At 73.7% G+C, this 26,657-nt stretch carries 24 protein-coding genes; 10 read left to right on the plus strand and 14 right to left on the minus strand.

Annotation, left to right across the window (positions count from 1 at the left end):
* Positions 1–288: 288 nt before the first annotated feature.
* Positions 289–1,323, plus strand: a complete 1,035-nt coding sequence (locus tag ACF07V_RS14375; protein WP_392154113.1) for a helix-turn-helix domain-containing protein — start codon at positions 289–291, stop codon at positions 1,321–1,323.
* Here the strand turns inward: ACF07V_RS14375 and ACF07V_RS14380 are convergent, their stop codons facing one another.
* The gene (locus ACF07V_RS14380; protein ID WP_392154115.1) at positions 1,324–2,481 is read right to left on the minus strand and encodes an alkaline phosphatase PhoX; all 1,158 of its coding nucleotides are present in this window, start codon (positions 2,479–2,481) and stop codon (positions 1,324–1,326) included. It lies immediately after the preceding gene.
* Between the two features lie 158 nt (positions 2,482–2,639).
* Between ACF07V_RS14380 and ACF07V_RS14385 the strand changes: the two genes are divergently transcribed.
* The 3 genes from ACF07V_RS14385 to ACF07V_RS14395 all read left to right on the plus strand — a co-directional run bounded on the left by ACF07V_RS14385 (position 2,640) and on the right by ACF07V_RS14395 (position 4,686).
* On the plus strand, positions 2,640–3,677 hold the full coding sequence (locus ACF07V_RS14385) for a hypothetical protein (RefSeq protein ID WP_392154116.1): 1,038 nt from the start codon (positions 2,640–2,642) through the stop codon (positions 3,675–3,677).
* 50 nt (positions 3,678–3,727) lie between these two features.
* Positions 3,728–4,171: a group III truncated hemoglobin gene (locus ACF07V_RS14390; RefSeq protein ID WP_392154118.1), complete on the plus strand. Its 444-nt coding sequence runs from the start codon at positions 3,728–3,730 to the stop codon at positions 4,169–4,171.
* Between the two features lie 101 nt (positions 4,172–4,272).
* Positions 4,273–4,686: a VOC family protein gene (locus ACF07V_RS14395; RefSeq protein WP_392154120.1), complete on the plus strand. Its 414-nt coding sequence runs from the start codon at positions 4,273–4,275 to the stop codon at positions 4,684–4,686.
* 12 nt (positions 4,687–4,698) lie between these two features.
* Here the strand turns inward: ACF07V_RS14395 and ACF07V_RS14400 are convergent, their stop codons facing one another.
* The 5 genes from ACF07V_RS14400 to ACF07V_RS14420 form a co-directional block, all read right to left on the minus strand.
* A complete protein-coding gene (locus ACF07V_RS14400; RefSeq protein ID WP_392154122.1) occupies positions 4,699–5,463 on the minus strand; it encodes an SDR family NAD(P)-dependent oxidoreductase in 765 nt (254 codons plus the stop codon).
* Between the two features lie 85 nt (positions 5,464–5,548).
* The gene (locus tag ACF07V_RS14405; RefSeq protein WP_392154124.1) at positions 5,549–6,133 is read right to left on the minus strand and encodes a TetR/AcrR family transcriptional regulator; all 585 of its coding nucleotides are present in this window, start codon (positions 6,131–6,133) and stop codon (positions 5,549–5,551) included.
* 37 nt (positions 6,134–6,170) lie between these two features.
* A complete protein-coding gene (gene nirD / locus ACF07V_RS14410) occupies positions 6,171–6,518 on the minus strand; it encodes a nitrite reductase small subunit NirD (protein WP_392154126.1) in 348 nt (115 codons plus the stop codon).
* Entirely contained in the window at positions 6,515–9,034 is a 2,520-nt protein-coding gene (gene nirB / locus ACF07V_RS14415) for a nitrite reductase large subunit NirB (RefSeq protein ID WP_392154127.1), read from the minus strand. Before nirB ends, nirD begins: the two co-directional genes overlap by 4 nt.
* Positions 9,031–10,530 (minus strand): NAD(P)/FAD-dependent oxidoreductase, encoded by a 1,500-nt coding sequence (locus ACF07V_RS14420; RefSeq protein WP_392154129.1) that lies wholly within the window; start codon positions 10,528–10,530, stop codon positions 9,031–9,033. The genes nirB and ACF07V_RS14420 overlap by 4 nt, the downstream gene beginning before the upstream one ends.
* A 173-nt stretch (positions 10,531–10,703) precedes the next feature.
* On the opposite strand from ACF07V_RS14420, the gene ACF07V_RS14425 reads away from it, so the two are divergent.
* The 3 genes from ACF07V_RS14425 to ACF07V_RS14435 are packed head-to-tail and all read left to right on the plus strand — an operon-like array spanning position 10,704 to position 13,114.
* Positions 10,704–12,113: a ferric reductase-like transmembrane domain-containing protein gene (locus ACF07V_RS14425; RefSeq protein ID WP_392154131.1), complete on the plus strand. Its 1,410-nt coding sequence runs from the start codon at positions 10,704–10,706 to the stop codon at positions 12,111–12,113.
* Positions 12,106–12,291: a hypothetical protein gene (locus tag ACF07V_RS14430; RefSeq protein WP_392154133.1), complete on the plus strand. Its 186-nt coding sequence runs from the start codon at positions 12,106–12,108 to the stop codon at positions 12,289–12,291. Before ACF07V_RS14425 ends, ACF07V_RS14430 begins: the two co-directional genes overlap by 8 nt.
* Before the next feature lie 37 nt (positions 12,292–12,328).
* Positions 12,329–13,114, plus strand: coding sequence for a sulfite exporter TauE/SafE family protein (locus tag ACF07V_RS14435; RefSeq protein WP_392154135.1), 786 nt, complete (start codon positions 12,329–12,331; stop codon positions 13,112–13,114).
* 6 nt (positions 13,115–13,120) lie between these two features.
* Here the strand turns inward: ACF07V_RS14435 and ACF07V_RS14440 are convergent, their stop codons facing one another.
* The 5 genes from ACF07V_RS14440 to ACF07V_RS14460 form a co-directional block, all read right to left on the minus strand.
* The gene (locus ACF07V_RS14440) at positions 13,121–13,738 is read right to left on the minus strand and encodes a class F sortase (RefSeq protein WP_392154136.1); all 618 of its coding nucleotides are present in this window, start codon (positions 13,736–13,738) and stop codon (positions 13,121–13,123) included.
* Positions 13,739–13,826: 88 nt separating this feature from the next.
* Complete coding sequence (locus ACF07V_RS14445) at positions 13,827–14,384, minus strand: hypothetical protein (protein ID WP_392154138.1); 558 nt, start codon at positions 14,382–14,384, stop codon at positions 13,827–13,829.
* Positions 14,385–14,630: 246 nt separating this feature from the next.
* Entirely contained in the window at positions 14,631–15,113 is a 483-nt protein-coding gene (locus ACF07V_RS14450; RefSeq protein WP_392154140.1) for a hypothetical protein, read from the minus strand.
* Positions 15,110–16,834 carry a right-handed parallel beta-helix repeat-containing protein gene (locus ACF07V_RS14455; RefSeq protein WP_392154141.1) on the minus strand — a complete coding sequence of 575 codons (1,725 nt, stop codon included), beginning with the start codon at positions 16,832–16,834 and terminating at the stop codon, positions 15,110–15,112. The genes ACF07V_RS14450 and ACF07V_RS14455 overlap by 4 nt, the downstream gene beginning before the upstream one ends.
* A 26-nt stretch (positions 16,835–16,860) precedes the next feature.
* The gene (locus tag ACF07V_RS14460; protein ID WP_392154143.1) at positions 16,861–17,622 is read right to left on the minus strand and encodes an aminotransferase class IV; all 762 of its coding nucleotides are present in this window, start codon (positions 17,620–17,622) and stop codon (positions 16,861–16,863) included.
* Between the two features lie 696 nt (positions 17,623–18,318).
* Between ACF07V_RS14460 and ACF07V_RS14465 the strand changes: the two genes are divergently transcribed.
* Genes ACF07V_RS14465 through cutA form a run of 3 tightly spaced genes read left to right on the plus strand, consistent with a single transcriptional unit; the run spans position 18,319 to position 22,660 of the window.
* Positions 18,319–20,055 (plus strand): ABC transporter ATP-binding protein, encoded by a 1,737-nt coding sequence (locus tag ACF07V_RS14465; protein ID WP_392154145.1) that lies wholly within the window; start codon positions 18,319–18,321, stop codon positions 20,053–20,055.
* On the plus strand, positions 20,052–21,944 hold the full coding sequence (locus ACF07V_RS14470) for an ABC transporter ATP-binding protein (protein WP_392154147.1): 1,893 nt from the start codon (positions 20,052–20,054) through the stop codon (positions 21,942–21,944). Before ACF07V_RS14465 ends, ACF07V_RS14470 begins: the two co-directional genes overlap by 4 nt.
* Positions 21,941–22,660 carry a divalent cation tolerance protein CutA gene (cutA, locus tag ACF07V_RS14475; RefSeq protein WP_392154149.1) on the plus strand — a complete coding sequence of 240 codons (720 nt, stop codon included), beginning with the start codon at positions 21,941–21,943 and terminating at the stop codon, positions 22,658–22,660. The genes ACF07V_RS14470 and cutA overlap by 4 nt, the downstream gene beginning before the upstream one ends.
* Here cutA and ACF07V_RS14480 read toward each other — a convergent pair.
* The 3 genes from ACF07V_RS14480 to ACF07V_RS14490 all read right to left on the minus strand — a co-directional run bounded on the left by ACF07V_RS14480 (position 22,647) and on the right by ACF07V_RS14490 (position 26,608).
* Positions 22,647–24,740, minus strand: coding sequence for a molybdopterin oxidoreductase family protein (locus tag ACF07V_RS14480; RefSeq protein ID WP_392154150.1), 2,094 nt, complete (start codon positions 24,738–24,740; stop codon positions 22,647–22,649). The two genes, cutA and ACF07V_RS14480, sit on opposite strands and share 14 nt — an antisense overlap.
* A 423-nt stretch (positions 24,741–25,163) precedes the next feature.
* On the minus strand, positions 25,164–25,847 hold the full coding sequence (locus tag ACF07V_RS14485) for a vancomycin high temperature exclusion protein (protein ID WP_392154151.1): 684 nt from the start codon (positions 25,845–25,847) through the stop codon (positions 25,164–25,166).
* A 38-nt stretch (positions 25,848–25,885) separates the two neighbouring features.
* Positions 25,886–26,608, minus strand: a complete 723-nt coding sequence (locus ACF07V_RS14490; RefSeq protein ID WP_392154152.1) for an aquaporin — start codon at positions 26,606–26,608, stop codon at positions 25,886–25,888.
* Between the last annotated feature and the right edge of the window lie 49 nt (positions 26,609–26,657).

The following is a 26,657-nucleotide window of genomic DNA, read 5'->3' on the forward strand; positions in this document are numbered from 1 at the left end:
ACGGAGCGGGCGCGACCCCCGGATCCCCACCCGGAGGCCGCGCCCTTTACCGATGCCGGGCAGGTGAGCCGCAACCTCGCCGACCGCCGCCGGACGGGCAAAGCCCCCCACGGTCTTCACCACGTCACCTCGGTCCTGAAGGTTTCCTGCCCGACCCGTACAGCTTTTCGGTTCCCCCCTGATTGCCGCGATGCCTTTCAACTGTGGCTGAAACACCCTGGTAACGTGCAGTGATGCTGTGCATACTCGTCGTCGGGGGTGGTTGCGAGTGCACAGGTGGGGACCTTCATGCTGCGGATTCATTTCACCGGGAACGATTTGGCAGGGGTGCGGACGGCCGCCCGGCCGGATGTTCTGTGGGAAACGATTCTGAGCTTTCACCGTTTAAGGGACCGGCGCGGCCCCGTCGTCTACGGGGAATGGCGCGCGGACGCCCGGATGCGGCTCGGTGGTGAGACCCGGCTCCTTGCCGCGCTCGTCCCCAGCCGCGGCTATTTCCCCGACTTCCTGACGCCCGCCGAGGGCGTCCACGGCCTCGACGAGGGCCTCCAGGCCATCCGCGCGACCGAACACGGCCGGCTCCGCGGCGAGCTCTCGCTGCTCGCCGCCGACCGTTCCGGCGGCCGGACCGTGCCCCACTCGCTGCGCGCCCTCGCCGACGGCGGCGCGGAGCCCTTCGACCGGCTCGTCGGGGCCCTGCGCAGCTACCACCGGGCCGCGATCGAACCGTACTGGCCGCACATCAGGGCCCGTGTCGAGGCCGACCGGGCCCGTCGCGGCCGCGCGCTCCTGGACGGCGGCGCCGAGGAGCTGCTCGCCTCGCTGCCGCCGATGCTGCGCTGGCGCGCACCCGTCCTGGAGGCGGACTACCCGGTCGACCGGGACGTCCACCTCGACGGGCGGGGCCTGCTGCTCCAGCCCTCGTTCTTCTGCCGGGGGACCCCGGTGGTGCTGCGCGACCCGGCGCTGCCGCCGGTCCTCGTCTACCCCGTCACGCACGGCGAGACGCCGACCGTCCGCGCGCCGGGCGGCTCCTCGCTGGCCAAGCTGGTCGGCCAGACCCGCTCGGCCGTCCTGCACGCCATCGGGGACGGCGGCACGACCAGCGAGCTGGCCCGCAGGGCCGGGGTGTCACTGGCCTCGGCCAGCCAGCACGCGGGCGTCCTGCGCGAGGCCGGGCTCATCGCGACCCTCCGCCACGGCAACGCCGTCCTGCACACCCTGACACCGCTGGGCGCCGCCCTCCTCGGCGGCGCCCAGCGGCAGGTCGACCTGCGGTGCTACACGAAGGGCTACGCGCGTAAAGGGCCCGTCGCCTCGTGACTACGCGCGGAACGGGCCGGTCACCTCGTAGGTGATGCCGCCCGAGGAGCTGCCGCTCGTGCCGCGCTGGCTGGAGAAGTACAGCCGCGTGCCGTCGGGGGAGAAGGCCGGTCCGGTGATCTCGGAGCCGGACTGGCCGTTGATCCGCAGGAACTGCGTGACGACGTCGTCCGGGGTGATGATGCAGATCTCCATGTTGCCGCCGTCCTCGGCTACGTACAGGTCGCCGGAGGACGAGCCGGTGATGTTGTCCACGCCCGTGAGCGGGGCGCCGCCGCCGACCACCAGCGAGTCGTCGTAGGCCAGCTCGTAGGTGCCGGCGGCCAGGTTGACCTGCCAGACCCGGTTGTCGCCCTTGGTGGTGAACCAGACGGTGTCGTTCGCGTAGTGGCAGCCCTCGCCGCCGTTGAAGTGCTTCGCGCCGGAGACCTGGGTACGGGTGGTGGTCGGGGAGCCGTCCGGGTCCGGCACGTTCTGCCAGCTGAAGGTGCCGGAGGTGGCGGTGCCGGCCTTGAGGACCTGGAGGGTGCCGGAGGAGAGGTCGCCCCAGGTGGTGGGGACGAAGCGGTAGAAGCAGCCGTCCGTCTCGTCCTCGGTCAGGTAGACCACCTGGCGCACCGGGTCGGCGGCCGCGGCCTCGTGCTTGAACCGGCCCATCGCGTCGCGGCGGGTGGCCGTGCCGCCCCACGGGTTCGTCTCGTAGACGTAGCCGAGGGACACCTCCTCGCAGGACAGCCAGGTGTTCCACGGGGTCTTGCCGCCGGCGCAGTTCTGGCGGGTGCCGGAGAGGATGCGGTACGCGCCGGTGATCGCGCCGGCGGAGTCGAACCTCACCGCGCTCGCGCCGCCGCTCGGGTTGATCTCCGAGTTCGAGACATAGATCCAGCCCGATCCGTCGGCGAAGCAGGCGCCGCCGTCGGGGGCGTTGTGCCAGGCGTACGAGGTTCCGGTCACGGTCTGGCCGGACCGCGCGATCACCCGGCTGGTGAACCCGGCCGGCAGCTGGATGCCGTTCGCGTCCGCCGCGCCGAGCGCCCCGTAGGGGCCGGCTCCGGGCTGGGCGGGGGCGGCGACGGCCGCGCTCTGCCACAGGCTGCCGCCGAAGGCGGCGGCGGAGGTGCCGATGACCGCTCCGCGCAGGAAGGTGCGTCGCTCCACGTCTCACTCCTGAGAAGGGTGGTGCCTGCCCCGCCGCACCGGTCGGGCGACGGGGTCGCGCGCTTCCGGAACCTAGGGGTCCGGAGTTGACTGCGCGTCAACGAGCGGTGACGGGGAGGCGGGGGCTTGCTGTCGGTGCGGGGCGCTAGGTTCCCGTCATGTCTATCCACGCACACCTGAGCGGTTCCGTACGGCTGCCCGGGGGCAGCGCCCTCGTCCACGGCGATGTCTACGAGAGCCGCCGGGACGGCAGCCGCCGCGCCCTGCTCCTCCACGGCGACGACCTGGAGGTCCACGACCTGGAGGACCTGTTCGCAGGGGAGCGGGCGCCCGCGGCCGTCTTCCCGATGCCCTGGCCGGGCTGGGGCCGGGGCGGCGCCTCGGTGAGCCCCGACGGCACCTTCGCGGTCTTCTCCGGACAGCGGGCGGTACGTGCCGTCGGCACGGACGGCACGACCCGGTGGGAGTACCGGCACGCCTGCTGGGGCCCCGTGCTCGACCACGAGCACACCGGGGACGAGCAGCAGCTCTGCGAGGGGTACGAGCACGGCTCGGTCCGGGTCTCCGACGACGGCCGGTTCGTCTGGGCGCACGTCATGGGGGAGGAGTACGAGGAGATGTGGGCCGTCCTGGACGCCCGCGACGGCCGGGAGCTCGCCCGGCTGCCCCTCGACGACAGCGCGGCCGCCGGATCCCACCACCTCGCCCACCCCGACGGCGTCCACATGGGGCTCTGCATCGGCATGGGCCAGGACGGCATCCTGCTGTACTGGGCGCGATGGGACGGCGAGCGGGCGACCGTATGGGACCTCAACGAGACGCTCGACCGGATCCTCCTGGACGCCCACCCGGCCCACGAGGGCTTCCTGACCGTCGAGCACTACGGGTCGGACCTGCGGCTGCACGCCCTGGACGGCGCGGTCCTGGCCGAGCGGGAGCAGGACGAGGAGGCCGAGCTCGCCTGGGACTACGCGGCCGGCTTCGTCGACGGCGACACCGTCATCGCGACCACCGGCATCGAGTACGAGGACGAGGAGGGCCCCCGCCACTGGCTCCTGACCGCCGGCACCCTGGAGACACGCGGCTCCGTCACGTACCCCTGCGGCCCCGTCGACAGCCTCGTCCGCCCCCTCGGCGACGGCAGCTGGCTCACGTACGACGAGAAGACCGGGACCCTGAACCGCTGGACGGTCTGAGGGACCTTCGGCACTGGGGCCCGGCCGCGGTGCGGGGCACACTGGAGGGCATGCGTGCCACCCGCGACATCGGCGACCGCCACGACCTCGACGTGCTGCTGCGGCGCTTCTACGGCGCCGCCTTCGCCGACCCGCTGATCGGTCCCTTCTTCACCGAGATCGCCGGGACGGACCTGGAGGTCCATCTGCCGCGCATCGCCGACTTCTGGGAGCGCGCCCTCTTCCGTACCGCCGACTACGGCCGCGACGCCTTCGCCCCGCACGCCGCGCTCCACGCCGCCCGGCCGCTCACCGCCGCCCACTTCGGCCGCTGGGTGCAGCTCTGGCACGCGAGCGTCGACGGGCTCCACCGGGGGCCGCGGGCCGAGCGGGCCAAGGCGCAGGGGGAGCGGATCGCCCTCGCCCTGCTGAAGCGGCTGGGCGGCGGGTCGACGGAGGGCACGGGCGGCGGGTTCGTCCCGCTGGCGGCGCTGGAACTGCGCTCCGTGGCCTGAGCGAAAAGAATCCTCGGGAGAGCGATGAGTTCCGAGGGGCAGGCCCGTCTTACCTCTCGACAGCGCCGCACGGCGCGCCGCACGACGGAAGAGAGAGTGCCATGGCCCCCCAGATGATCTTCGTGAACCTGCCCGTCAAGGACGTCGACGCCAGCAAGGCCTTCTTCGAGAAGCTCGGCTTCTCCTCGAACCCGCAGTTCAGCGACGAGACCACCGCCTGTGTGGTGATCAGCGACACGATCTTCGCGATGCTCCTCGAAGAGCCCAAGTTCAAGTCCTTCATGGCGCCCGGCAAGGAGATCTCCGACGCGACCAAGTCCACCGAGGTCCTGGTCACGCTGAGCGCCGAGAGCCGGGAGAAGTGCGACCAGCTGGCCGACCGCGCCCTCGCCGCCGGAGGCAGCCAGGCGAAGGAGCCGCTGGAGATGGACTTCATGTACGGCCGCTCCTTCACCGACCTGGACGGCCACCACTGGGAGGTCTTCTGGATGGACCCGGCGGCCGTCCAGGGCTAGGGGGTGTCCGGGTCAGGCCGAGACGCCGCCGTCGATCACCAGGTCCGTGCCGACGGCGGAGCCCGCGGCGTCCGACGCGAGGTACAGCACCGCCGCCGCCACCTCGGCCGCCGACGAGATGCGGCCGAGGGGCGACTGCTCCTTCATCCGGACCTCCCGCTCGGTCTCGGTCTCGCCGGGCCGCAGCGACATCGTGGACTCGGCGGCGCCGGGGCTGACCGCGTTGATCCGGACCCCGTCGCCGATGTGGTCCAGGGCCGCGGCCCGGGTGAGCGCCGAGACCGCAGCCTTGGAGACCTGGTAGCCGAAGACCCCGGGGATCCGGACGTGCGGACCCAGGTTGGACGCGATGTTCACGACGGCCCCGCCGCCGTTCGCCCGCATGTGGGCGACCTCGGCCTGGAGGGCGTGCAGCACCCCCGTGACGTTGATGTCGAGGAGCGTCCGCCAGTCTTCCAGGGGGAAGTCGGCGGCGCTGTGGCCGCCGCCCCGGAAGACCCCCGCGTTGTTGACGGCCACGTCCAGGCCGCCGTAGAGCTCGACCGTGCGCCGGACCAGCTCCCGGGTGGACTCGGCGCTCGACACGTCGGCGGTCACCGCGGCGGCCGTGCCGCCGGCGGCCTCGATCAGGGCGACCGTCCCGTCGAGGGGCTCCGCCGTGCGGCCGGCGACGACGACCTTCGCGCCCTCGGCGGCGAAGGCGAGCGCGATGGCGCGGCCGAGACCGGAACCGGCGCCGGTGACGAGGACGGTGCGGTCGGTGAAGCGTGCGGACATGAGGGCTCCTTGTCGAGTGATGAACTTGACCGTACATTCCAGAATGAGGGTCGAAGAAAAGGCGCCCCCCGTGGGCGCCCGTTCCTCACTTCAGCAGTGCCAGTGCCTGCTCCGCCGCGTCCGTGACCCGGCCCGGCTCGCTCGACACCTTGCCGACGACCCGGATCCCCTGGAGCAGGACGAGCAGCATCCGGGACAGGGCCCGCGGATCCCGGTCGGCCGGGAGCTCGCCCCCGGCGCGGGCCCGGGTGAGCGCCCCGTGCAGCAGCGTCTCGATCTGCTCCCAGCTCAGCTCGACCCGCCGCGCGACCAGCGTGTCGTGCGGGCCCAGCTCCGCCGCCGAGTTGGTGACGAAGCAGCCGTTCAGGCGCTCCCCGTCGGTCGCCGCCTCGGCGGCGAAGCGGCGGACGAGGGCCCGCACGGCCGGCAGGGCCGGGCCCGGCGCGGACAGCTCCTCGACGATCCCCGGGTCGCGGGTCTCCAGGTAGCGGTCCATCGCCTTCAGGTACAGCTCGTGCTTGTTGCCGAAGGTCGCGTAGATGCTGGCGCGGCCGATGCCGAGGTGCTCCACGAGGTCGGACATCGTCGTCGCCTCGTAGCCGCGCGCCCAGAACAGTTCGAGCGCTGCCTGGAGCGCGGCCTCCGGATCGAATTCCTTGGTCCTGGCCACGAGAAGACCGTACGGCTATCTGGAACGCTCGGTCAAGTTACTTGGTGCGCACCGGATACACCGCCACCGCGACCTCGTCGTCGTCCAGGCACCGGCCCGTCTCCAGGTCGAAACGCTGCTTCAGGAGCGGCGAGGCCACGAAAGGCCGCCCGCCCGCCGAGCCGACGAGCCCCCGGGACAGCACCTGCGCCCCCGTGAACGGATCGCGGTTGTCGATCGCGTACGTCCGGCCCGAGCGGTCCCGGAAGACCGCCACCTGCCGGCCGTCCGGCAGCAGCGCCGCCACCCCGCGGCCCGGGGTCAGCCGGGCCTCCTCGCAGACCGCCATCCAGGAGTCGGGAGACAGGGAGAGTTCGAGCGTCGCCGTCGTGGTCGTCGTCGTCATCGGGAGGTGGCCCCTTCCAGTGTTCCGATCGTGAGAATCGTGAGGTCCGGCTTGATCTGGTCGCGCTCCGGCACGAACCGGACCGACGGGTCCGGCGCCCCCGGCGCGTTCACGAAGGAGACGAAGCGCCGCAGCCGCTCCGGGTCGTCCAGGGTCTCGGCCCACTCGTCCCGGTAGTCGGCGACGTGCGCGGCCATCAGCGCCTCCAGCTCCTCGCAGAGCCCGAGCGAGTCGTGCACCACCACGTCCCTGAGGTGGTCGAGCCCGCCCTCCAGGCGCTCCAGCCAGGTCGACGTCCGCTCCAGGCGGTCCGCCGTCCGGATGTAGAACATCAGGAACCGGTCGATCAGCCGCACCAGTTCGGCGTCCGAGAGGTCCTGCGCGAGGAGGTCCGCGTGGCGCGGGGTCGCGCCGCCGTTCCCGCCGACGTACAGGTTCCAGCCGTTCGCCGTCGCGATGATCCCGAAGTCCTTCGACTGGGCCTCCGCACACTCGCGGGCGCAGCCCGAGACCGCCGACTTCAGCTTGTGCGGGGCGCGCAGGCCCCGGTAGCGCAGCTCCAGCTGGATCGCCATCTTCACCGAGTCCTGGACGCCGTAGCGGCACCAGGTCTGCCCGACGCAGGACTTCACCGTGCGCAGCGCCTTGCCGTACGCGTGCCCGGACTCGAAGCCCGCGTCGACCAGCCGCGTCCAGATCGAGGGCAGTTGGTCCACCCGGGCGCCGAAGAGGTCGATCCGCTGGCCGCCGGTGATCTTCGTGTAGAGCCCGAAGTCCCGCGCCACCTCGCCGATCACGATCAGCTTGTCCGGGGTGATCTCGCCCCCGGGGATGCGCGGCACCACCGAATAGGAACCGTTGCGCTGCATGTTGGCGAGGAAGTGGTCGTTGGTGTCCTGGAGGGAGGCCTGCTCGCCGTCCAGGATGTACCCGTTGTTGAGCGACGCGAGGATGGAGCCGACGGTCGGCTTGCAGACCTCGCAGCCCTCGCCGCCCCGCGCCTCCTCCCGGCCGTGCGAGTCGAGCAGGGCGGCGAAGGAGGTCAGCCGCAGGGTGCGGGCGATCTCGTACAGCTCGCTCCGGGTGTACGAGAAGCAGCCGCAGAGCCCCTCGTCGGTGGCGGCCGGCAGCAGCTTCTCGATCACCTTCACACAACTGCCGCAGCCCGTACCGGCCTTGGTGCACCTCTTCACCTCGGGGAGGCTCGTGCACTGACCGATCGCGTGCTTGGTCACGTTGTGACAGGAGCAGATCACCGCGTCGTCCGGCAGCGCCGAGGGGCCCAGCGCGACCGGGGCGCCCGCGCCCGCCGGGAGCACCAGCTGCTCGGGGGAGACCGGCGGCACGGAACCGGTGAGCGGGCGAAGCAGCCCGTACTGCTCGGCGTCGCCGACCAGGACGCCGCCGAGCAGCACCCCCTCGCCGGAGATCACCAGCTTCTTGTAGACGCCCGAGCGGGAGTCGGAGTACACGACGTCGAGGCAGCCCTCGGCCGTGCCGTGCGCGTCGCCGAAGGAGGCCACGTCCACGCCGAGCAGCTTCAGCTTCGTCGACATGTCGGCGCCCGTGAAGCCGTCCCCGGCCTCCTCCTCGGCGATCGCCGCCGCCGCCGTCTGCGCCATCTCGTAGCCCGGCGCGACCAGGCCGTACACCCGGCCGTCGACCGCGAGCGCGCACTCGCCGATCGCGAAGACCGCCGGGTCGGACGTACGGCACAGCGCGTCCACCGCGATGCCGCCGCGCTCGCCGACGTCCAGGCCGCAGTCACGGGCCAGCTGGTCCCGGGGGCGCACACCCGCCGAGAACACGACCATGTCCGTGGCCAGTTCGGAACCGTCCGACAACTTCATGCCCGTCACGGCGCCGTCCGCCGTCACGACCTCCTGCGTGCCCGTCCCCGTGTGGACGGTCAGACCCATCCGCTCGATCGTCCGCAGCAGGGCCGCGCCGCCGCCCTCGTCGACCTGCACCGGCATCAGACGCGGCGCGAACTCCACCACGTGCGTGTCGAGGCCGAGGCCCTTGAGCGCGCCCGCCGCCTCCAGGCCGAGCAGACCGCCGCCGACGACCGCGCCGGCCTTCGCCGTCCTCGCGTACTCCTCGATCGCGAGGAGGTCCTCGATCGTGCGGTAGACGAAACAGCCCTTGGCGTCCTTGCCGGGCACGGGAGGCACGAAGGGGTACGAGCCGGTGGCCAGGACGAGCGTGTCGTACGCGATCACCCGCCCCGAACGGGCCGTGACCGTCCGGGCCTCCCGGTCGATCGTCTCGGCCGGGTCGCCGACGTACAGCTCGATGCCGTGCTTCTCCATGAAGCCGTCCTCGACCATCGACAGGTCCTCGGGCGTCTTCCCGGAGAAGTACGAGGTCAGCTGGACGCGGTCGTAGGCCGGGCGCGGCTCCTCGCAGAGGACCACGATCCTGGCCCGGTCGGTGACGCCACGGTCGGCGAGCGCCTCCAGGAACCGCTGGCCGACCATTCCGTGGCCGACCAGGGCGATGGTGGGGGTGGTCATGAGGAGCCTCCGTCGTGGGTGAGCAGGTGGAGCAGGGGGGCCTCGTCGGGCAGGGCCTCGTCGCCCTCCCAGGCCCGGGCGAGCGCGCCGACCGCGGCGAGGTCGCCGAGGAGCACGCCGCCGACGAGCCGGTCACCTCGGACGACGACCTTGCGGTAGGCGGCGCGTGTGGCATCGGTGAGCTGGACGACGTCGTCGCCGGGACGCGCGGTGACCTCACCGAAGGCGGCGAGATCGAGGGGACGGGCACCGCCGAGGGTGAGGCGGGTGAGGGCGCGGGTGCCGGTGTAGCGGGCGGTGGGGGTGCGATCCGCCGGGGCGGCGCCCGCCTCCGTTGTGGGCATGCGTTCCGCAGGGGCGGAACGGGTGGGCACAACGGACGGCACCTCTGCGGGTGCCTCCGCCTCCTGTGCCTGTGCCCGCACCGGAAGCGCGTCGCCGTCGTGGTGCGGGTCGATGCGGGGGGCGGAGGCGCCGCCAAGGGCGCCGTCCCGTGCGCCCACCCGTCCCGCCCCAGCGGGACGATTGCCCACACGGAGGTGCGCGGGGGCGGCGGCCCGTGTGTCCGCGCGGAGGTGGGCGGGGGTGCCGTCCCGTGTGTCCGCGGGGGACGCCAGCAGCACCTCCGCCAGGACGTCCGCCTGGTCCAGGGCCGGGCCCGCCAGGCCGTAGACGCGGCCCGCGTGTTCCGCGCAGTCGCCGATCGCGTGGATGTACGGGTCCGACGTCCGCAGCTCGTCGTCGACCACGATGCCCGTCGCGACCGTCAGGCCCGCCTCCCGGGCCAGGGCCACCCGGGGCCGGACCCCGCACGCCAGGACCACGACCTGCGCGTCGAGGACGAAGCCGTCGGCGAGTTCGACCGCCGTGACCGCCCCGTCCCGCTGCCGCAGGCCGCTGACCCGGCACTCGGTGTGCACCTCGACCCCGAGGGCCTCGACGTGTTCCCGCAGCAAGGCGGAGGCCTGGGCGTCGAGCTGGCGCTCCATCAGGCGTTCGCCCTGCTGGGTCAGGACCACGTCCGCGCCCAGGGCGGCCAGCGCCCGCGCGGCCGAGACGCCGAGGAGCCCGCCGCCGATGACCACGGCCCGTAGCCCGGGCCGTACGGCGGCGCGCAGCTCCAGGCAGTCGTCGAGGGTGCGGAAGGGGTGGACCCCGGAAGGGAGGTCCGCTCCGCGCGCCCCGCGCAGCGGCGGAAGCACCGGGTTGGAGCCGGTGGCCAGGACCAGCCGGTCGTACGCGACGAGCGAGCCGTCCGCGCACTCCACGGTCCGGGCCGCCCGGTCGATCCGGACCGCCCGCGTCCCGAGCCGTACCGGCTCCCGGGTCCCGGGCAGGGCGATGACCTCGGGGGCGTACCGTCCGGCGAGGACGTCCGCGAGCAGCACCCTGTTGTAGGGGGCGTGCGGTTCCTCGCCGAGGAGGGTGACGGGCAGGCGCTGGGCGAGCCGGGCGCCCGCCGTTCCGCCCCCGACCACCACGATCCGTGTACTCATACCGGAAGGGTGCGCGGCGGGTGTTACCCGTCGGCATCCCGACTGTTTCCCGTACGGAACGCTGATCTCCGTGCGGTGCGGGGAGCGCTGTGAGGCCCGCCGGATTAACGCGCGGTGAGTCTCGCCTCAAGGCCGCCTTAAGCGCGCCGTTTCCGTATACGGGCCGCCCTAGGGTGCCGGACGTGACCACCGAGGCCAGCCATCACCCCCTCTACGCCCCTCTGCTCGTGCCGCTGTCGGAGCGGCCGCCGGCCGAGGTCCCGCCCGTTCCCGTCCTGCGGCTCGCCCCCGAGCGGCTGCGGAACGCGATCGCCGCGGGCGCCGGGGCCGTGGCCCTGCTGTGGGGCGTGCAGGCCCGGCCCTCCGCCCGCCTCGACGCGTTCTTCGCGACCGGCGCCCACCTCACCGGCCTCCTCGCCGGGTACGGCGTCCTCGTCCTGCTCCTGCTGATGGCCCGCGTCCCGGCCGTCGAGCACGGCGTCGGCGCCGACCGGCTCGCCCGCTGGCACGCGCTGGGCGGCCGGTACGTCCTCGGTCTGATCGGCGCCCACGCCCTCCTCGCCCTCTGCGGTTACGCGGTGCACACCCGTACCGATCTCGTCACCGCCACCGGCGACCTCCTCGCGTACGGGGCGATCGCCGCCGCCACCGCCGGCACCGGCCTCTTCGTCGCCGTCGGCGTCACCTCCGCCCGGTCCGTCCGCCGCCGGATCCGGCACGAGACCTGGCGGGCGGTCCACCTCGGCGCCCTCCTCGCCGCCGCGCTCGGCTTCGTCCACCAGCTCGCGGGCCCCGATCTCGCCGGCGGTCTCCTCACCCGCTGGCTCTGGTCGATGGCCCACGGCACCGTCGCCGTCCTCCTCGTCTGGTACCGGATCGTCGTCCCCGTCCGCGCCGCCCTCCGCCACGAGCTGCGGGTCGCCGAGGTCCGCGACGAGGGCCCCGGGGTCGTCTCGGTCCTCGTCCGGGGCAGGGGCGTGGCGCTGCTGCGCGCCGAGCCCGGCCAGTTCTTCCGCTGGCGCTTCCTGCGGCGCGGGCTGTGGGCCACCGCCCTGCCCTTCTCGCTCTCCGCGCCCGTCCGCGACGACACCCTGCGGATCACCGTGAAGGCGCTCGGCGACCACACCCGGCGCATCCGCCGGCTCCGCCCCGGCACCCGCGTCCTCGCCTCCGGCCCCTTCGGCGCGCTCACCGCCCACCGCCGCACCCGCCGCAAGGTCCTGCTGCTCGCCGGCGGGGTCGGCATCACCCCGCTGCGCGCCCTCTTCGAGACCCTGCCCGGCGGGCCCGGCGACGTGACCCTCCTCTACCGGGCCTCGGACGCGGCCGGTCTCGTCCTGCGCGCCGAGCTGGAGGGCATCGCCCGGGAACGGCAGGCCGCCCTGCACTTCCTGCTCGGCCCCTCGGACGGCGCCTTCGACCCTCTCGCGCCGCGCGCCCTGCGCCATCTCGTGCCCGAACTCGCCGCCCACGACGTGTACCTGTGCGGACCGCCCGCGATGGCCCGCGCCGCGACCGCCTCCCTGCTCAGGGCCGGGGTGCCGGCCTCCCGTATCCACAGCGAGGACTTCGACCATGCCTAGACACAGGGCGCCGCGCCCCACGGAGCTCGCCCGGCGGCGGCTGGCCGCCGCGCTCCTCGGCACCGGGGCGCTCGCCGCGACCCTGCTCACCGCCGTCGTCACCCCGGCGGCCCCGCCCGCGCCCGACCGGGAACCGGGCGCCGCAAGCTCAGACGTAGCTCAACGATCAGCCGATTGATGGACGGGGCAACGATCTTCTCCCTAGGCTCACGGCCATGCCCGAGATCTCGCTGACCGCCCTCGTACTGCTCTGCCTCGCCGCGCTCGTGGCGGGCTGGATCGACGCCGTGGTGGGCGGTGGCGGGCTGCTCCTGCTGCCCGCCCTGCTGCTCGGGCTGCCGCACGTCCCGGCCGCCCAGATCCTCGGGACCAACAAGGCCGTCGCCATCGTGGGCACCACCGGGGCCGCCGTCACCTACGTCCGCAAGGCGCCCGTGCAGGTGTGGACGGCGGTACGGATCGGGCTCGCGGCCCTCGCCGGGTCCATGGGCGGCGCGTTCTTCGCGGCCGGGATCAGCAGCGACGTGCTGCGCCCGGTGATCATGGTGGTCCTGCTCGCGGTCGCCGCCTTCGTGATGCTGCGGCCCTCCTTCGGCGCGAAGGCCGAGGGGGAGGAGCGGGCGCCGCTGACCCGGGCGCGGATCGTGACCGCGATCGTGGTCGTCGGGGGCGGCATCGGCTTCTACGACGGCCTGTTCGGGCCGGGCACCGGCACGTTCCTGGTCCTCGCGCTGACCGCCGTGCTCCATCTGGACCTGGTGACCGCCTCCGCCACCGCCAAGATCGTCAACGTCTGCACCAACGCGGGCGCGCTCGTGATGTTCGCCTACCAGGGCACCGTGTACTGGCAGCTCGCGGCCGTCATGGCCGTCTTCAACCTGGTGGGCGGGATGGTCGGGGCCCGGATGGCGCTCAGCAAGGGCGCCGAGTTCGTCCGCGGGGTGCTGCTCGTCGTGGTGCTCTCGCTGGTCGCGAAGCTCGCCTTCGACCAGTGGGCGTGAGCGGTCCTACGTCACCCCGATGAGGTGACCGAAGGCGACCACGTTCCCCTGGTAGCCGTTCTTCTTCGAGAAGCCGCCCCCGCAGGTGATCACCCGGATCTCGGCCCGGTCGGCCTCGGCGTACACCTTCGTGTCCGGGAAGTTCTTGTTGTCGTACACCTCGATCGCGTCGATCGTGAAGACGGCGGTCTTCCCGTCCTCCCGGTCCACCTCGATCCGGTGGCCCTTCTTCAGCGCGCCCAGCGTGTAGAAGACGGCGGGCCCCTCGGCGTTGTCGACGTGGCCGGCGACGATCGCGGTGCCCTTGGCGCCGGGCGCGGTGCCGTCCCCGTACCAGCCGGCCATGTTCCGGTTCGCGGCCGGCGGCACGTCGAGCGCGCCGTTCTCCGCGAGTCCGAGCCGCATCATCGGGGCGTCCACGTCGGTCTCGGGGATCCGCAGCCGGACCGGCGCCGAGGCCGGCAGCGGGTCGGCGGCGGCGTCGGTGTGCACGCTCGGCCCGGCGGCGAAGGCCTGCGCGGCCGACGGCACGGGCGGGGTGACGTTCTCCGAGCCGTTCTGGACGAGCCAGAGTCCGGCGCAGGCGGCCACGGCTATGCCCCAGCCCTTGGTCCTGTTGCTCACCTGGGTTCCCTCGGTCGCTTCGTGGATGTGGCCCTGCCCCCGCCGGGCCGTGTTCGGGCGCGCGGCGGGGGCAGGACGGGCGGTGGTCTCAGTGGCCCTGCGCGCCGCTCGCCCGGCGGCGCAGGAGCACGACCCCGCCGACGGCAGCCGCGGCCAGCACCGCCACGCCTGCCGTGACCTGGGCGGTGTCGGGGCCGACGCTGCCCCCGACACCGGTCTGGACGTGGCCGCTGGGACTCCGGTGCTTGACCCACAGGTCGCCCCGGGCGGTCTTGCCGTTGTCGCAGGCCACGCTGATCCCGTAGGAGCCGGCCTTGACGTGCTCCGGCACCCTGAACTGTCCGACCACGACTTCCTTGTGCGTGCTCGGGCTGAGCTGGAACTCGCCCGCGCCGAGCGAGTTCGCGTCCCCGACGCCGTGGCCGTGCTTGCCGCAGGCGAGCGTGTTCACGGTGACGGTCTCGCCCGGGGACGCGGACGACGGGAAGATCTCCAGCGACTCGCGGTGCCCGCTGTTCCCGCTCGACTCTTGGCTCTCGCTGTTCCACTCCTGGTTGTCGTTCGCGTACGCCGCGGGGGCGCCGAACGCCCCGATCGCGAGGACCGCCAGCGCGGTACCGGTGAACAGGCGGGCAGTGGTGCGCATGGGGGTCCTCCGGGGCGCGCGAGCGGTCATGCCGGCTGGTCCTGCCGGGAGGGACATCCCGGAGCCGGACCTTCTAAGACCGAGATAAGAGCCGCGCCGCGCGCCCCGCCTGCTGATGGGGCATCAGGATTGGTCCGTTCGATACGGTGTGTCGGCTGGATTCCGGACGTTTCCGCAGGTCGGAGGGGTTGCGGAGGGTCAGCTGACGGGTCGTTCCGAACGGGTGATCACCGAAGGGAGCCCGGGCTATCCGATCCCGGTCAGCCCGCCGATCGCCGCCACCGCCCACTGCTGCGCCCCCGCCGCCGTCCCGGCCGCGACCCCCGTCGCGACCGGGGCGAGGGCGCCCCGCAGGGCGGCGAGCGCGCGGCGCAGCCTGCCCGCCTCGACGGGCCCGGGCCCGGTGATCTCCGCCAGGACGTCCTCGGCGGCCTCCTGGGTGTCCTGCCGGTCCGGCTCGGCGAGGCCGGCCCGGGGGAGCTCCCGGAGGAGCTCGTTCACCCGCTCGGCGAGCGTCTCGTACCCCGGTGCGACCGGGCCGTTGTTCTGCTGGTTCTGCCTGGCGAACCTGTTCTTGTAGGCGATCTGGACGTTCGAGACCTGGCCGCCGTTGAAGACCGGCCCGTCGTGGTGGTGCACCTCCTGCGGGCGGTCGGCGTGCGCCGGGTCCTGTGCGTTCTCCGGGTCCTGTGCGTTCTCCGGGTCGTGGGCGTTCTGCGGGTCGCTCATGTGCGGGAACCGTCCCCTTCGGTCTCGGTGTCGGTCGTGTTCTGGTGCTGGACGACATGGGTGTTGTCGTAGGCCACTTGGAGGTTTCGGGTCGGGCCGTTGAAGACCGGTCCGTTGAAGATGTTGACGACCTGCGGGGCCGGTCCGGCCGGCTTCTCCGGGTGCCGGAGGACCCTGAGCGAGGTCCGCAGCCGGACCGCGTCGACCCGGCCGTTGCCCACGAGGGCCACCCCGCGGGAGCCGTTCACCGCGCAGTCCACGAGCTGTCCGCCGGCCTCCCCGTCGAAGCTCGCTCCCGCGACCGCGCACTCCGTGAACTCGCTCTGGGCGACGTCCACATAGGCGGACCCCGTCGCGTACACCCCGAGCGCCTCCGAACCGGTCACCGTGAGGTTCCGCGCGAAGAGCCGGCCGCTGCCGAGGGCGCCCGCCCCGCAGCCGCTCACCGCCGTGACGCTGCTGTCGACGACGCGGATCTGCGACTCCTCGCAGACGCCGAAGCCCAGGGTGCCCCGGTCCGCCCGCACCTCCTTGAGCGTGACGCGGGACCGGCCGCCGGTGGCTACCGCGGCCAGGGCGAAGTCGCGGAAGACCGTGTCGGTGACCTCGGCGGTGGTGCCTCCGTTGCCCTGGACCTCAAGGCCGGCCTGGCAGCGCTCCACCCGCAGGTGCGCGAAGACGGCCGCGCCCTCGTCCAGGACCCGGAGCGCGGCGTTCGGCAGGTCCTCGACCGAGGTGTGGGTGAAGCGGCCCCGGCCGCCCTCGGTGACGCCGATGCCGACGTTCCCTCCCGCGACACGACAGCCGTGCACCTCCGGGGCGCCGCCCTTGGTCGAGAACACCGAGACGTTCCGCGCGTTCAGGACCTCGCAGTCCTCGAAGCGACCCCTGGCCCCGGACTGGACGTTGATGCCGGTGTCCCGGCAGTCGGTGAGGACACAGCCGCGCACCAGGGGGTCGGCCCCGTTCGCGGCGGCGATGCCGTGCTGGGCGTCCGTGACGCGCGTGGTGTCGACGGAGCCCCGGGACTGCTCGGTGAACATGATCCCCTCCGCCTGCACGCCGGTGATCGCACAGTCCGCCACGGTGAGGCGCGCCCGGGCGTCCGCGATGAGCGCCGCGTTCCCGGTGCCGGTCAGCTCGCAGCCGAGGACCTCGGCGTGCGCGTCGCTGACCCGCACGCCGTGGATCCGGCTGCCTTCGATCCGGCTGCCCCGGACCGAGACGCGGGCCCCGTCGATCACGGCGATCGCGTTGTCCGCGGCATCGGTGAACCGGCACCGTTCGACGAGCCCCGCGCTGCCGGAGAAGAGCGTCCGTCCGTGCAGGACCACGCTGTCCCGCAAGGTGACGGAGGTGCCTGGCCGGGCGTGCACGGCGACGCCGCCGTGGGCCCGGATCTCCGTGTGCTCCAGCGTCAGCGTCCCCACGTGACAGCCGACGACGTCCGCCTCGCGGCCGGCCAGGACGAGCCCGTGGACCTGCACCGGCCCGAAGGCGTCCAGCGCCGCGCCCCGGGCCCGGCCGACCACGACGGAGCCCGGGCCACCGGCCGCGACCAGGCGCACCTCGCCCCGGACGGTGAGCGTCTCCTCGTACCGCCCGGGCGCGATCTCGATCAGTGCCGCCCGGCCCCGTGCGGCCGCCGCGCGCAGCGCCGACGAGATGTCGGGGTGGGCCCGGCGGCCCCCGCGCGGCGAGACGACGTATCTCGCGACCATCCCTCTGCCCCCCGGTTCCGCTCGGTCTAGAGCCTGTCCGACTCCACGGAGTCGTATGCCGAGTACACCCGTCCCATCAGCTCCTCGTCCACGACGAACGTCGTCTCGTCGACCGCCGAAACGGGCGCGATCGTCCGGGAGTTGGTCACGAACGCGGCCCGGAAGTCCCGGAGATCGGCCAGGGTGACCGGCCGGCGGACCGAGGGCAGGCGCGGCTCCAGGAGGGACATGGTGATCCCGGCGAGGCAGGGCGCCGACGGCCAGACCACCGAAGTCCCGTCCCAGAAGGCGATGTTGGTGACCGCCCCCTCGGCGATCTCGCCGTACGGGGAGGTCAGCAGCGCCTCGTCGAAGCCGGCCCGCCGGGCCGCGTCGCCGTGGTAGCGCTGGCCGAAGCCGCCCAGGTGCTTGATGTGCGGCGCGGGCCGCCAGTAGTCGACGGTCGTCAGGCGCTGCGGGGCGCCGAGGCCGTCGGGGGCCGGGTCGGCGACCGTCACCGCGGTGCGGACGCCCGGGTACACGTACACCCGGACCGAGGCGTCCCGACGCCCGGCGTTCGCGAGGGCCCCGGTGACGAGCTCGCGCACCTGCTTGCCGTCCAGCTCCCGGCCGAAGAGTTCGCGGGTCGAGCGGTCGAGACGGTCGAGGTGGAGCGCGAGGCCCTTCACCCGCCCGTCCCGTACCTGCATCGCCGTGAAGTGACCGTAACCGCTCATGAGGGCGGCGAGCAGCTCCGGATCGGCAACGGGGGCCCCGTCGACCTCGATGTGCGGAGGAGGTGTCGTCATGCCCTCACCGTACGGCGCCCGGGCGGAACTTGACCGCGACGAGGACGCGGAAGGCACATTCGACCGGGCCCCGACCGGCCTCCCGGCCGGGCACGGACCGGACCCCCGGCGGGGCCCCGACCGGCCTCCCGGCCGGGCACGGACCGGACCCCCGGCCGGGCACGGACCGGCCTCCCGGCCGGGCACGGACCGGACCCCCGGCGGGGCCCCGACCGGCCTCCTGGCCGGGCACGGACCGGCCTCCTGGCCGGGCACGGACCGGCCTCCTGGCCGGGCACGGACCGGCCTCCTGGCCGGGCACGGACCGGCCTCCCGGCCGGGCACGGACCGGCCTCCCGACCGGACCTCGGGCCGGGCACGGACCGGATCTCGGGCCGGGGACGGACCGGCCCTCCGCCCGGGCCCCGACCGGACCTCCGGCCGGGGACGGACCGGACCTCGGGCCGGGGACGGACCGGACCTCGGGCCGGGGACGGACCAGACCTCCGGCCAGGGACGGACCGGACCTCCGGCCGGGCACGGACCGGACTCCGGGCGGCCTCGACCGCGCCCCGGCGGGACTCCCGGCCGGGCCTCGACGAGGACTCCCGGCCGGCCTCGACCGGCCCCCGGCGAGGACTCCCGGCCGGACTCCGACCCCGCCCCTTTCCGGCCGCACTTGACCTCAATCAAACTTGAGGTATCACGATCCTCGGCATGCTGTTCCGACTGCTCGTCCCCCGCCTCCGGCCGTACCGGTCCCTCCTCGTGCTCCTCGTCGCCCTCCAGCTCGTCCAGACCCTCGCCTCCCTCGCCCTGCCCACCCTCAACGCCGGCGTCATCGACCACGGCGTCCTGCGCGGCGACACCGGCCGCGTCCTCTCCGGCGGCGCCGCGATGATCGCCGTCACCCTCCTCCAGGCCGCCGCGGCCGCCGCCGCCACCTACACCGGCGCCAGGATCGCCATGGGCGCCGCCCGCGACCTGCGCTCCGAGGTGTTCCGCCGGGTCCAGGACTTCTCCGCCCGGGAGCGCGGCCGCTTCGGCGCCGCCTCCCTCATCACCCGGACCACCAACGACGTCCAGCAGATCCAGACCTTCACCGTCCTCGTCCTCACCATGCTGGTCGCCGCCCCGCTGCTGTGCGCCGGCGGACTCGTCATGGCCCTGCGCCAGGACGTGCCGCTCGCGCTCGTCCTCCTCCTCTTCGTGCCCGTGATGACCGGCGCCGTCGGCACCGTCGTGCTGCGCATGCGGCCCCTCTTCCGCGGCATGCAGGAGCGCGTCGACCGCGCCAACCGGGTGCTGCGCGAACAGATCACCGGCGTCCGGGTCGTCCGCGCCTTCGTCCGCGACCGGCACGAGCGGGAACGGTTCGCCGCCGCCAACGACGAACTCCTCACCGTCGGCCTCAAGGCCGGCCGGCTCCAGGCCCTCATGTTCCCCACGGTCCTGATCGTCTGGCAGCTGACGACCGTCGCCCTCGTGTACGTCGGCGCCCACCGCATCGACGCCGGGGCCCTCCAGCCGGGCGGCCTCGTCGCCTTCCTCGGCTACCTGCTCCAGACCTCCATGTCCGTGATGATGGTCCTCTTCCTGCTCATGCACATGCCGCGCGCCGAAGCCGGCGCCGAGCGCGTCCGCGAGATCCTCGACACCCGCTCCTCCGTCACCCCGCCCGCCCACCCCGTCCGGGCCCTCCCCGGCACCGGCGGCCGCCTCGACCTCGACGGCGTCGGCTTCCGCTACCCGGGCGCGGAGGAGTCCGTCCTCCACGACGTCGGGCTCGTCGCCCGCCCCGGCGAGACCACCGCCGTCGTCGGCTCCACCGGCAGCGGCAAGTCGACCCTCCTCGGGCTCGTGCCCCGGCTCTTCGACGCCACCGAGGGCGAGGTCCTCGTCGACGGCGTCGACGTCCGGCGGCTCGACCCGGAGCTGATGGCGCGGACCGTCGGACTCGTCCCCCAGAAGCCGTACCTCTTCTCCGGGACCGTGGCCACCAACCTCCGGTACGGCAGGCCCGACGCGAGCGACGAGGAGCTCTGGCACGCCCTGGAGGTCGCCCAGGCCGCCGACTTCGTCCGCGCGCTCGACGACGGCCTCGACGCGCCCGTCTCCCAGGGCGGCGCCAACTTCTCCGGCGGCCAGCGCCAGCGCCTCGCCATCGCCCGCGTGCTCGTCGCCCGCCCCCGCGTCTACCTCTTCGACGACTCCTTCTCCGCCCTCGACCCCCGGACCGACGCCCGGCTCCGCACCGCCCTGCGCGAGGAGACCGCCGACGCCACCGTCGTCATCGTCGCCCAGCGCGTCTCCACCGTCCGGCACGCCGACCGGATCGTCGTCCTCGACCACGGCCGCACCGTCGGCACCGGCACCCACACGTCCCTCATGCGGGACAACGCCACCTACCGGGAGATCGTCCTCTCCCAGCTCACCGAGGAGGAAGCCGCATGAGCACGGCGACCGAGACCCGCGCCCCCCGCCCCACCAGGACCCCCGGCCCCGCGACCGCCCCCGCCCGCACCGGCCCGCCGCCCCAGCGCGGCCCCGGCCTCGCCACCCCCTCCCTCGAACGCTCCCTCTCCTTCCGCTCCTCCGGCCTCCGCCTGCTCCGCACCCTCGCCCCCGACCGGGCCCGGCTCCTCGCCGTCCTCGCCGCGGGCGCCGCCGCCGTCTCCCTCTCCGTCCTCGGCCCCCTCCTCCTCGGCCGCGCCACCGACCTCGTCATCACCGGCGCCACCGGCCCCGCAGGCGTCGACTTCGCCGCCGTCGGCCGGATCCTCGCCCTCTCCGTCGCCGTCGTCACCGGCTCCTCCGCCCTCACCTGGGTCCAGCTGAGGATCGCCACCACCGTCGTCCAGCGCGCCGGACACCGCCTCCGCGAACAGGCCCAGCACAAACTCGCGAAGCTGCCCCTCGCCTACCTCGACGGGCAGCCCCGCGGCGAGGTCCTCTCCCGCACCACGAACGACATCGACAACATCACCCAGACCCTCCAGCAGGCCTTCAGCCAGATGACGCGCGCGCTGCTCACCCTGGTCGGCGTCCTCGTGATGATGTTCTGGATCTCCCCGGTCCTCGCCCTCGTCGCCCTCGCCACCGTGCCCGTGTCGGTCGTCGTCGCGACCTTCGTCGGCAAGCGCGCCCAGCCGCAGTTCGTGAAGCAGTGGGCCGTCACCGGCCGGCTCGGCAGCCACGTCGAGGAGATGATCACCGGCCACACCGAGGTCGTCGCCTTCGGCCGCCGCGCCGAGGCCGTGCGCCGCTTCGACGAGCTCGGCGAGGAGCTCTACCGGGCGAGCTTCCGCGCCCAGTTCGTCTCCGGCTTCATCCAGCCCGCCCTGACCCTCGTCGGCAACCTCAACTACGTCGTCGTCGCCGTCGTCGGCGGACTGCGGGTGGCGAGCGGCACCCTGACCGTCGGCGACGTGCAGGCCTTCATCCAGTACTCCTACGACTTCAACGGCCCCATCAACCAGGTCGCCGCCATGGCCAACCTGCTCCAGTCAGGAGTGGCCTCCGCCGAGCGGGTCTTCGACCTCCTCGACGCCGAGGAGGAGTCCCCGGACCCCGCCGAACCGCACAGGCCCGCCGAACTCCGCGGCCGGGTCTCCTTCGAGGAGGTCGCCTTCCGCTACGAGGACGGCAAGCCGCTCGTCGAGGACCTGTCGCTCACCGTCGAACCCGGCCGGACCGTCGCCATCGTCGGCCCCACCGGCGCCGGCAAGACCACCCTGGTCAACCTGCTCATGCGCTTCCACGAGGTCACCGGCGGCCGGATCACCCTCGACGGCGTCGACACCGCCGCCATGACCCGCGAGGAGCTGCGCTCCGCCACCGGAATGGTCCTCCAGGACACCTGGCTCTTCGGCGGCACCATCGCCGACAACATCGCCTACGGGGTTCCCGGCGAGGTCTCCCGCGAGCGGATCGTCGCCGCCGCCCGGGCCGCCCACGCCGACCGCTTCGTCCGCACCCTGCCCGACGGCTACGACACCGTCCTCGACGAGGACGGCGGCGGCCTCAGCGCCGGCGAGAAGCAGCTGATCACCCTCGCCCGCGCCTTCCTCTCCGACCCGGTGATCCTCGTCCTCGACGAGGCCACCAGCTCGGTCGACACCCGCACCGAACGCCTCGTCCAGCAGGCCATGACCTCCCTGCGCGCCGGCCGCACCAGCTTCGTCGTCGCCCACCGGCTCTCCACCATCAGGGACGCCGACACCATCCTGGTCATGGAGAGCGGCGCGATCGCCGAGCAGGGCACCCACGAGGAACTCCTCGCCACCGGAGGTGCCTACGCCCGGCTGCACGCCGCCCAGTTCGCCCGTACGGTGGAGACGTGATCGTCACCGTCCGTACCACCACCGACGCCCGCGCCAAGGCCGAGGCCCTGGCGCGCGGCGCCGTCGAGGCCCGGCTCGTCGCCTGCGCGCAGATCAACGGGCCCGTCACCTCCGTCTACCACTGGCACGGCGCGATCGAGACCGCCGAGGAGTGGGAGGTGGTGTTCAAGACCACCGAGGCCCGCTACCAGGCCCTGGAGGCGCACCTCCTCGCCGCCCACGACTACGAGACGCCCGAGATCCTCGCCACCCGGGTGACCCGGGTCAGCGAGGAGTACGCCCGCTGGGTCGAGCGGGAGACCGCGGGCGCCGTGGAGATCGAGGCCGCGGCCCCCGACGAGCGGCCGTTCTTCGTGTACGGGACGCTGCGCCCGGGCGCGTACAACCACGACCGGTTCCTCGCCGGCCGGATCGGCACCGAGGCGGACGCCGTGCTGCACGGGGCGGTCCTGCACGACGGGCCGGGCTATCCGTACGTCGTCCCGGCGGCGGACGGCCGGGTGATCGGGACCCTGCTCACGCCCTCGCCCGGCGACTACAGCGACCTGTTCGGCCTCCTCGACCGCCTGGAGCTGCCCGTCGGCTACGAGCGGGTGGCGATGGACGTCGTCCGGGTACGGGACGGGGCGCGGGTGTCCGCCTGGGTGTTCCTGGCGGCGCCGGACGCGCCCCTCGGCCCGGTCATCGAGAGCGGCGACTGGTTCATGCGCCCGTAGGGAGGGTTTCGAGCCGCACCGCGCACACCTTGAACTCGGGCATCCGCGAGACCGGGTCGAGCGCCGGGTTCACCAGGGTGTTCGCCCGCCCCTCCCCGTACCAGTGGAACGGCATGAAGACGGTGTCCGGACGGATCGACGCCGTGATCCGGGCCGGGGCGACGGCCCGCCCGCGCCGCGAGACCACCGCGATCCGCTCGCCCTCGACGACCCCGAGCCGCTCGGCGAGCCGGGGGTGCAGTTCCACGAAGGGGCCGGGCGCGGCGGCGTTCAGCTCGTCGACCCGCCGGGTCTGCGCCCCCGACTGGTACTGGGACACGACCCGGCCGGTGGTCAGGACCACCGGGTAGTCGGCGTCCGTCTCCTCGGCCGCCGCCCGGTGCACCACCGGCACGAACCGGGCCCGGCCGTCGGCCGTCGCGAACCGGTCGAGGAAGAGCCGGGGCGTCCCCGCGTGCTCGGGCTCCGGGCAGGGCCAGAAGACGCCCTGCTCCTCCTCGATCCGCCGGTAGCTGATGCCCGCGTAGTCGGCGGGGCCGCCCGCCGAAGCGCGGCGCAGCTCCTCGAAGACCTCCTCCGCGTCGGTCGGGAAGCCCTTCTCCCAGCCGAGCAGTCCGGCGAGCCCGTGCAGCACTTCCAGGTCGCTGCGGACGCCCGGGGGAGGGGTGAGGGCGCGGCGGCGCAGCAGCACCCGCCCCTCCAGGTTGGTCATGGTCCCCGTCTCCTCCGCCCACTGGGTCACGGGCAGGACGACGTCGGCGAGTTCGGCGGTCTCGGAGAGCACCACGTCGGCGACGGCGAGGAAGTCGAGGGACCGCAGCCGGCCCTCGATGTGCGCGGCGCGCGGCGCGGAGACCACCGGGTTGGAGCCCATGAGCAGCAGCGCCTTCACCTCGCCGCCGAGCGCGTCGAGGAGCTCGTACGCGCTCCGCCCGGGCCCCGGCAGCGACTCCGGCGCGACGCCCCACACCCCGGCGACGTGCGCGCGGGCGGCCGGGTCGTCGAGCTTGCGGTAGCCGGGGAGCTGGTCGGCCTTCTGGCCGTGCTCGCGGCCGCCCTGGCCGTTGCCCTGGCCGGTCAGGCAGCCGTAGCCGCTGAGCGGCCGGCCGGCCCGGCCGGTGGCGAGGCAGAGGTTGATCCAGGCGCCGACGGTGTCGGTGCCCTTGGACTGCTGCTCGGGGCCGCGCGCGGTCAGGACCATGCCGCTGTCGGCGTCGCAGAACATCGCGACGGCCTCGCGGAGCTGCGGCACGGGGATGCCGGTGATCCGCTCGACGTGCTCGGGCCAGTGCGACATGGCTCCGGCGCGGGCGCCCTCCCAGCCGTCGGTGCGTGCGGCGACGAACTCCTCGTCCACGCGCCCCTCGGCGACCACGAGGTGGAGCATGCCGAGGGCGAGCGCGAGGTCGGTGCCGGGGCGCGGCGCCAGGTGCAGATCGGCCTGCTCGGCGGTGCGGGTGCGGCGAGGGTCGACGACGATCAGCTTTCCGCCGTTCTCCTTCAGCTCCGTGAGGTAGCGCAGGGCGGGCGGCATGGTCTCGGCGAGGTTGGAGCCGACGAGGATCACGCAGCCGGTCCTCGGGATGTCCTCCAGGGGGAAGGGGAGTCCCCGGTCGAGGCCGAAGGCCCGCTGGTGGGCGGCGGCGGCCGAGGACATGCAGAAGCGGCCGTTGTAGTCGATCTGCGAGGTGGCGAGGACGAGCCGGGCGAACTTGCCCAGGGTGTACGCCTTCTCGTTGGTGAGGCCGCCGCCGCCGAAGACCCCCACGGCATCGGGACCGTGGTCGGCGCGGGTCCGGCGCAGCCCGTCGGCGACGGCGGCGAGTGCCTCCTCCCAGGAGGCGGGTTCCAGGGCCCCTGTGTCAGGGCGTCGGACCAGGGGCTCGGTGAGCCTGACCCGGGAGGAGAGTACGGAGGGGGCGGTGCGGCCCTTGCCGCACAGGGCGCCCCGGTTGACGGGGAAGTCGGTCCGCTCGACCACCTCGGCGGGCAGCTCCGGGGTGCCGGTGGGGCGGAGCGACATGCCGCACTGCAGGGCGCAGTAGGGGCAGTGGGTGGGCACGGTGGCGGCGTCGGACATGCCGCCAGGATGCGTCCGGCGTGTTACGCGGGGCGGCGCGGCGTATTACGGGCGCGGTGCCATGCCCTCCGCCGGGCGGGCGACGTCGGGTGAGGGCGGAGCCAGGGCCTGGGGGAGACCGGACCCAGGGCTTGGGGGAGACCGGAGCCAGGGCTTGGGGGAGACCGGACCCAGGGCTTGGGGGAGACCGGAGCCAGGGCTTGGGGGAGACCGGAGCCAGGGCTTGGGGGAGACCGGACCCAGGGCTTGGGGGAGACCGGACCCAGGGCTTGGGCGAGACCGGACCCAGGGCTTGGGGGAGACCGGAGCCAGGGCTTGGGGGAGACCGGACCCAGGGCTTGGGGGAGACCGGACCCAGGGCTTGGGGGAGACCGGACCCAGGGCTTGGGCGAGACCGGAGCCAGGGCCTGGGCGAGACCGGACCTAGGGCTTGGGGGAGGCCAGGGCCTCGGCGACGCCCTTCTCCTTCGGGCCCAGGAAGTGCGGGTCGGGGCGGAGACCGGCGTCCAAGGCGGCCTTGCCGGCGGCGAAGAGCTCGCGGGTGGTGCCGTAGTACCAGGTGCGGTCGTGGGGTTCGGGGACCCCGACCCCGTACGAGTCGACCCCGGCGCGGTCGCACAGCGCGACGGCCCGCTTGATGTGGAAGTCCTGGGTGACGAGGACGGCCCGGTCGACGCCGAACACCTTCCGGGCGCGGACGCAGGAGTCCCAGGTGTCGAAGCCCGCGTAGTCGCTGACGATCCGGCCGTCCGGCACCCCGCGCGCGGTGAGGTAGGCGCGCATGGCGCTCGGCTCGTCGTACGCGGTCCGGCTGTTGTCGCCGGTGACGAGGAGGACCCGGACCTTGCCCGTGCGGTACAGCTCGGCCGCGGTGTCGAGGCGGTGCGCGAGGTACGGGGTCGGGCGTCCCTTCCAGAGGCCGGCGCCGAAGACGACGGCGACGTCCCGGGCGGGCACGTCGGCGGTGGTACGGAGCTTCCCGGCGGCGGCGGACTGCATCCAGGTGGCCGGGGCGAGGGCGAGGACGGCGCCCAGCATCACGGCCTGGACGGTACGGCGGCGGGCCCGGGTGGTGCGGGGGATCAACCGGGTGAGCCGTGCCGGCATGCGGGACCTCCGGGGAGCGTGGGGCGGTGTTCGGTCTGTCACTCCGTCCGACGCGCATCGCCGGTGATCGGTTCGCCGGATGCCGCGCGTGTTCCGTACAACACACCCGCGAGGCCCATCCCGAGGAGCATGCCGAGCAGCTGGGCGGCGGCGAAGGCGGGCACGGAGGCGGGGGCGATGCCGGTGAAGGAGTCGGAGAAGGCGCGGCCGACGGTGGCCGCCGGATTGGCGAAGGACCCGGAGGAGGTGAACCAGATGGCCGCGCCGATGTAGCAGGCGACGGCGACGGGGGCGAGGGCGGGACGGCCGAGGTGACCGAGGCCCCGCACGACGAGGACGAGCCCCGCGGTGGCGACGGCCTCCCCGAGCAGCAGATGCAGCGCCGAGCGCGGCTCGGTGGCCCAGGAACCGGGCGCCCGCCCGAACATGGCCTCGGCGAGCAGGGCGCCGGAGACGGCCCCGGCGAGCTGGGCGGCGATGTAGGCGAGGACGTCGCGCCCCTTGCTGTCGTGTCGCCGGGACCACCACTCGGAGAGGGTCACGACGGGGTTGAGGTGGGCGCCGGAGAGCGGGCCGATGAGGGCGATGAGCAGGCCGAGGCCGAGGGCGGAGGCGGCGGCGTTGGCGAGCAGCCGGACGCCGATGTCCTGGCTGAGGGAGTCGGCGCGAATGCCGGAGCCGACGATGACGGCGACGAGGGAGGCGGTGCCGATGTACTCGGCTGCGGCGCGCCGGGGGAGCGCGGGCGGGGACATTCTCATAGTGGAAAAGATATTCCGTGATTCGGAATGAAAAAAGAGGGGAGGAGAG

It is taken from the genome of Streptomyces sp. NPDC015661, assembly GCF_043077765.1.
GTDB lineage: Bacteria > Actinomycetota > Actinomycetes > Streptomycetales > Streptomycetaceae > Streptomyces.

What these genes read in the sequence shown, in the direction of transcription:
- ACF07V_RS14375 (WP_392154113.1), top strand. Translation starts at nt 289, where the DNA reads ATGCTGCGGATTCATTTCACCGGGAACGATTTGGCAGGGGTGCGGACG.
- ACF07V_RS14385 (WP_392154116.1), top strand. Translation starts at nt 2,640, where the DNA reads ATGTCTATCCACGCACACCTGAGCGGTTCCGTACGGCTGCCCGGGGGC.
- ACF07V_RS14390 (WP_392154118.1), top strand. Translation starts at nt 3,728, where the DNA reads ATGCGTGCCACCCGCGACATCGGCGACCGCCACGACCTCGACGTGCTG.
- ACF07V_RS14395 (WP_392154120.1), top strand. Translation starts at nt 4,273, where the DNA reads ATGGCCCCCCAGATGATCTTCGTGAACCTGCCCGTCAAGGACGTCGAC.
- ACF07V_RS14400 (WP_392154122.1), bottom strand. Translation starts at nt 5,463, where the DNA reads ATGTCCGCACGCTTCACCGACCGCACCGTCCTCGTCACCGGCGCCGGT.
- nirD (WP_392154126.1), bottom strand. Translation starts at nt 6,518, where the DNA reads ATGACGACGACGACCACGACGGCGACGCTCGAACTCTCCCTGTCTCCC.
- nirB (WP_392154127.1), bottom strand. Translation starts at nt 9,034, where the DNA reads ATGACCACCCCCACCATCGCCCTGGTCGGCCACGGAATGGTCGGCCAG.
- ACF07V_RS14420 (WP_392154129.1), bottom strand. Translation starts at nt 10,530, where the DNA reads ATGAGTACACGGATCGTGGTGGTCGGGGGCGGAACGGCGGGCGCCCGG.
- ACF07V_RS14430 (WP_392154133.1), top strand. Translation starts at nt 12,106, where the DNA reads ATGCCTAGACACAGGGCGCCGCGCCCCACGGAGCTCGCCCGGCGGCGG.
- ACF07V_RS14435 (WP_392154135.1), top strand. Translation starts at nt 12,329, where the DNA reads ATGCCCGAGATCTCGCTGACCGCCCTCGTACTGCTCTGCCTCGCCGCG.
- ACF07V_RS14445 (WP_392154138.1), bottom strand. Translation starts at nt 14,384, where the DNA reads ATGCGCACCACTGCCCGCCTGTTCACCGGTACCGCGCTGGCGGTCCTC.
- ACF07V_RS14450 (WP_392154140.1), bottom strand. Translation starts at nt 15,113, where the DNA reads ATGAGCGACCCGCAGAACGCCCACGACCCGGAGAACGCACAGGACCCG.
- ACF07V_RS14455 (WP_392154141.1), bottom strand. Translation starts at nt 16,834, where the DNA reads ATGGTCGCGAGATACGTCGTCTCGCCGCGCGGGGGCCGCCGGGCCCAC.
- ACF07V_RS14460 (WP_392154143.1), bottom strand. Translation starts at nt 17,622, where the DNA reads ATGACGACACCTCCTCCGCACATCGAGGTCGACGGGGCCCCCGTTGCC.
- ACF07V_RS14465 (WP_392154145.1), top strand. Translation starts at nt 18,319, where the DNA reads ATGCTGTTCCGACTGCTCGTCCCCCGCCTCCGGCCGTACCGGTCCCTC.
- ACF07V_RS14470 (WP_392154147.1), top strand. Translation starts at nt 20,052, where the DNA reads ATGAGCACGGCGACCGAGACCCGCGCCCCCCGCCCCACCAGGACCCCC.
- ACF07V_RS14480 (WP_392154150.1), bottom strand. Translation starts at nt 24,740, where the DNA reads ATGTCCGACGCCGCCACCGTGCCCACCCACTGCCCCTACTGCGCCCTG.
- ACF07V_RS14485 (WP_392154151.1), bottom strand. Translation starts at nt 25,847, where the DNA reads ATGCCGGCACGGCTCACCCGGTTGATCCCCCGCACCACCCGGGCCCGC.
- ACF07V_RS14490 (WP_392154152.1), bottom strand. Translation starts at nt 26,608, where the DNA reads ATGAGAATGTCCCCGCCCGCGCTCCCCCGGCGCGCCGCAGCCGAGTAC.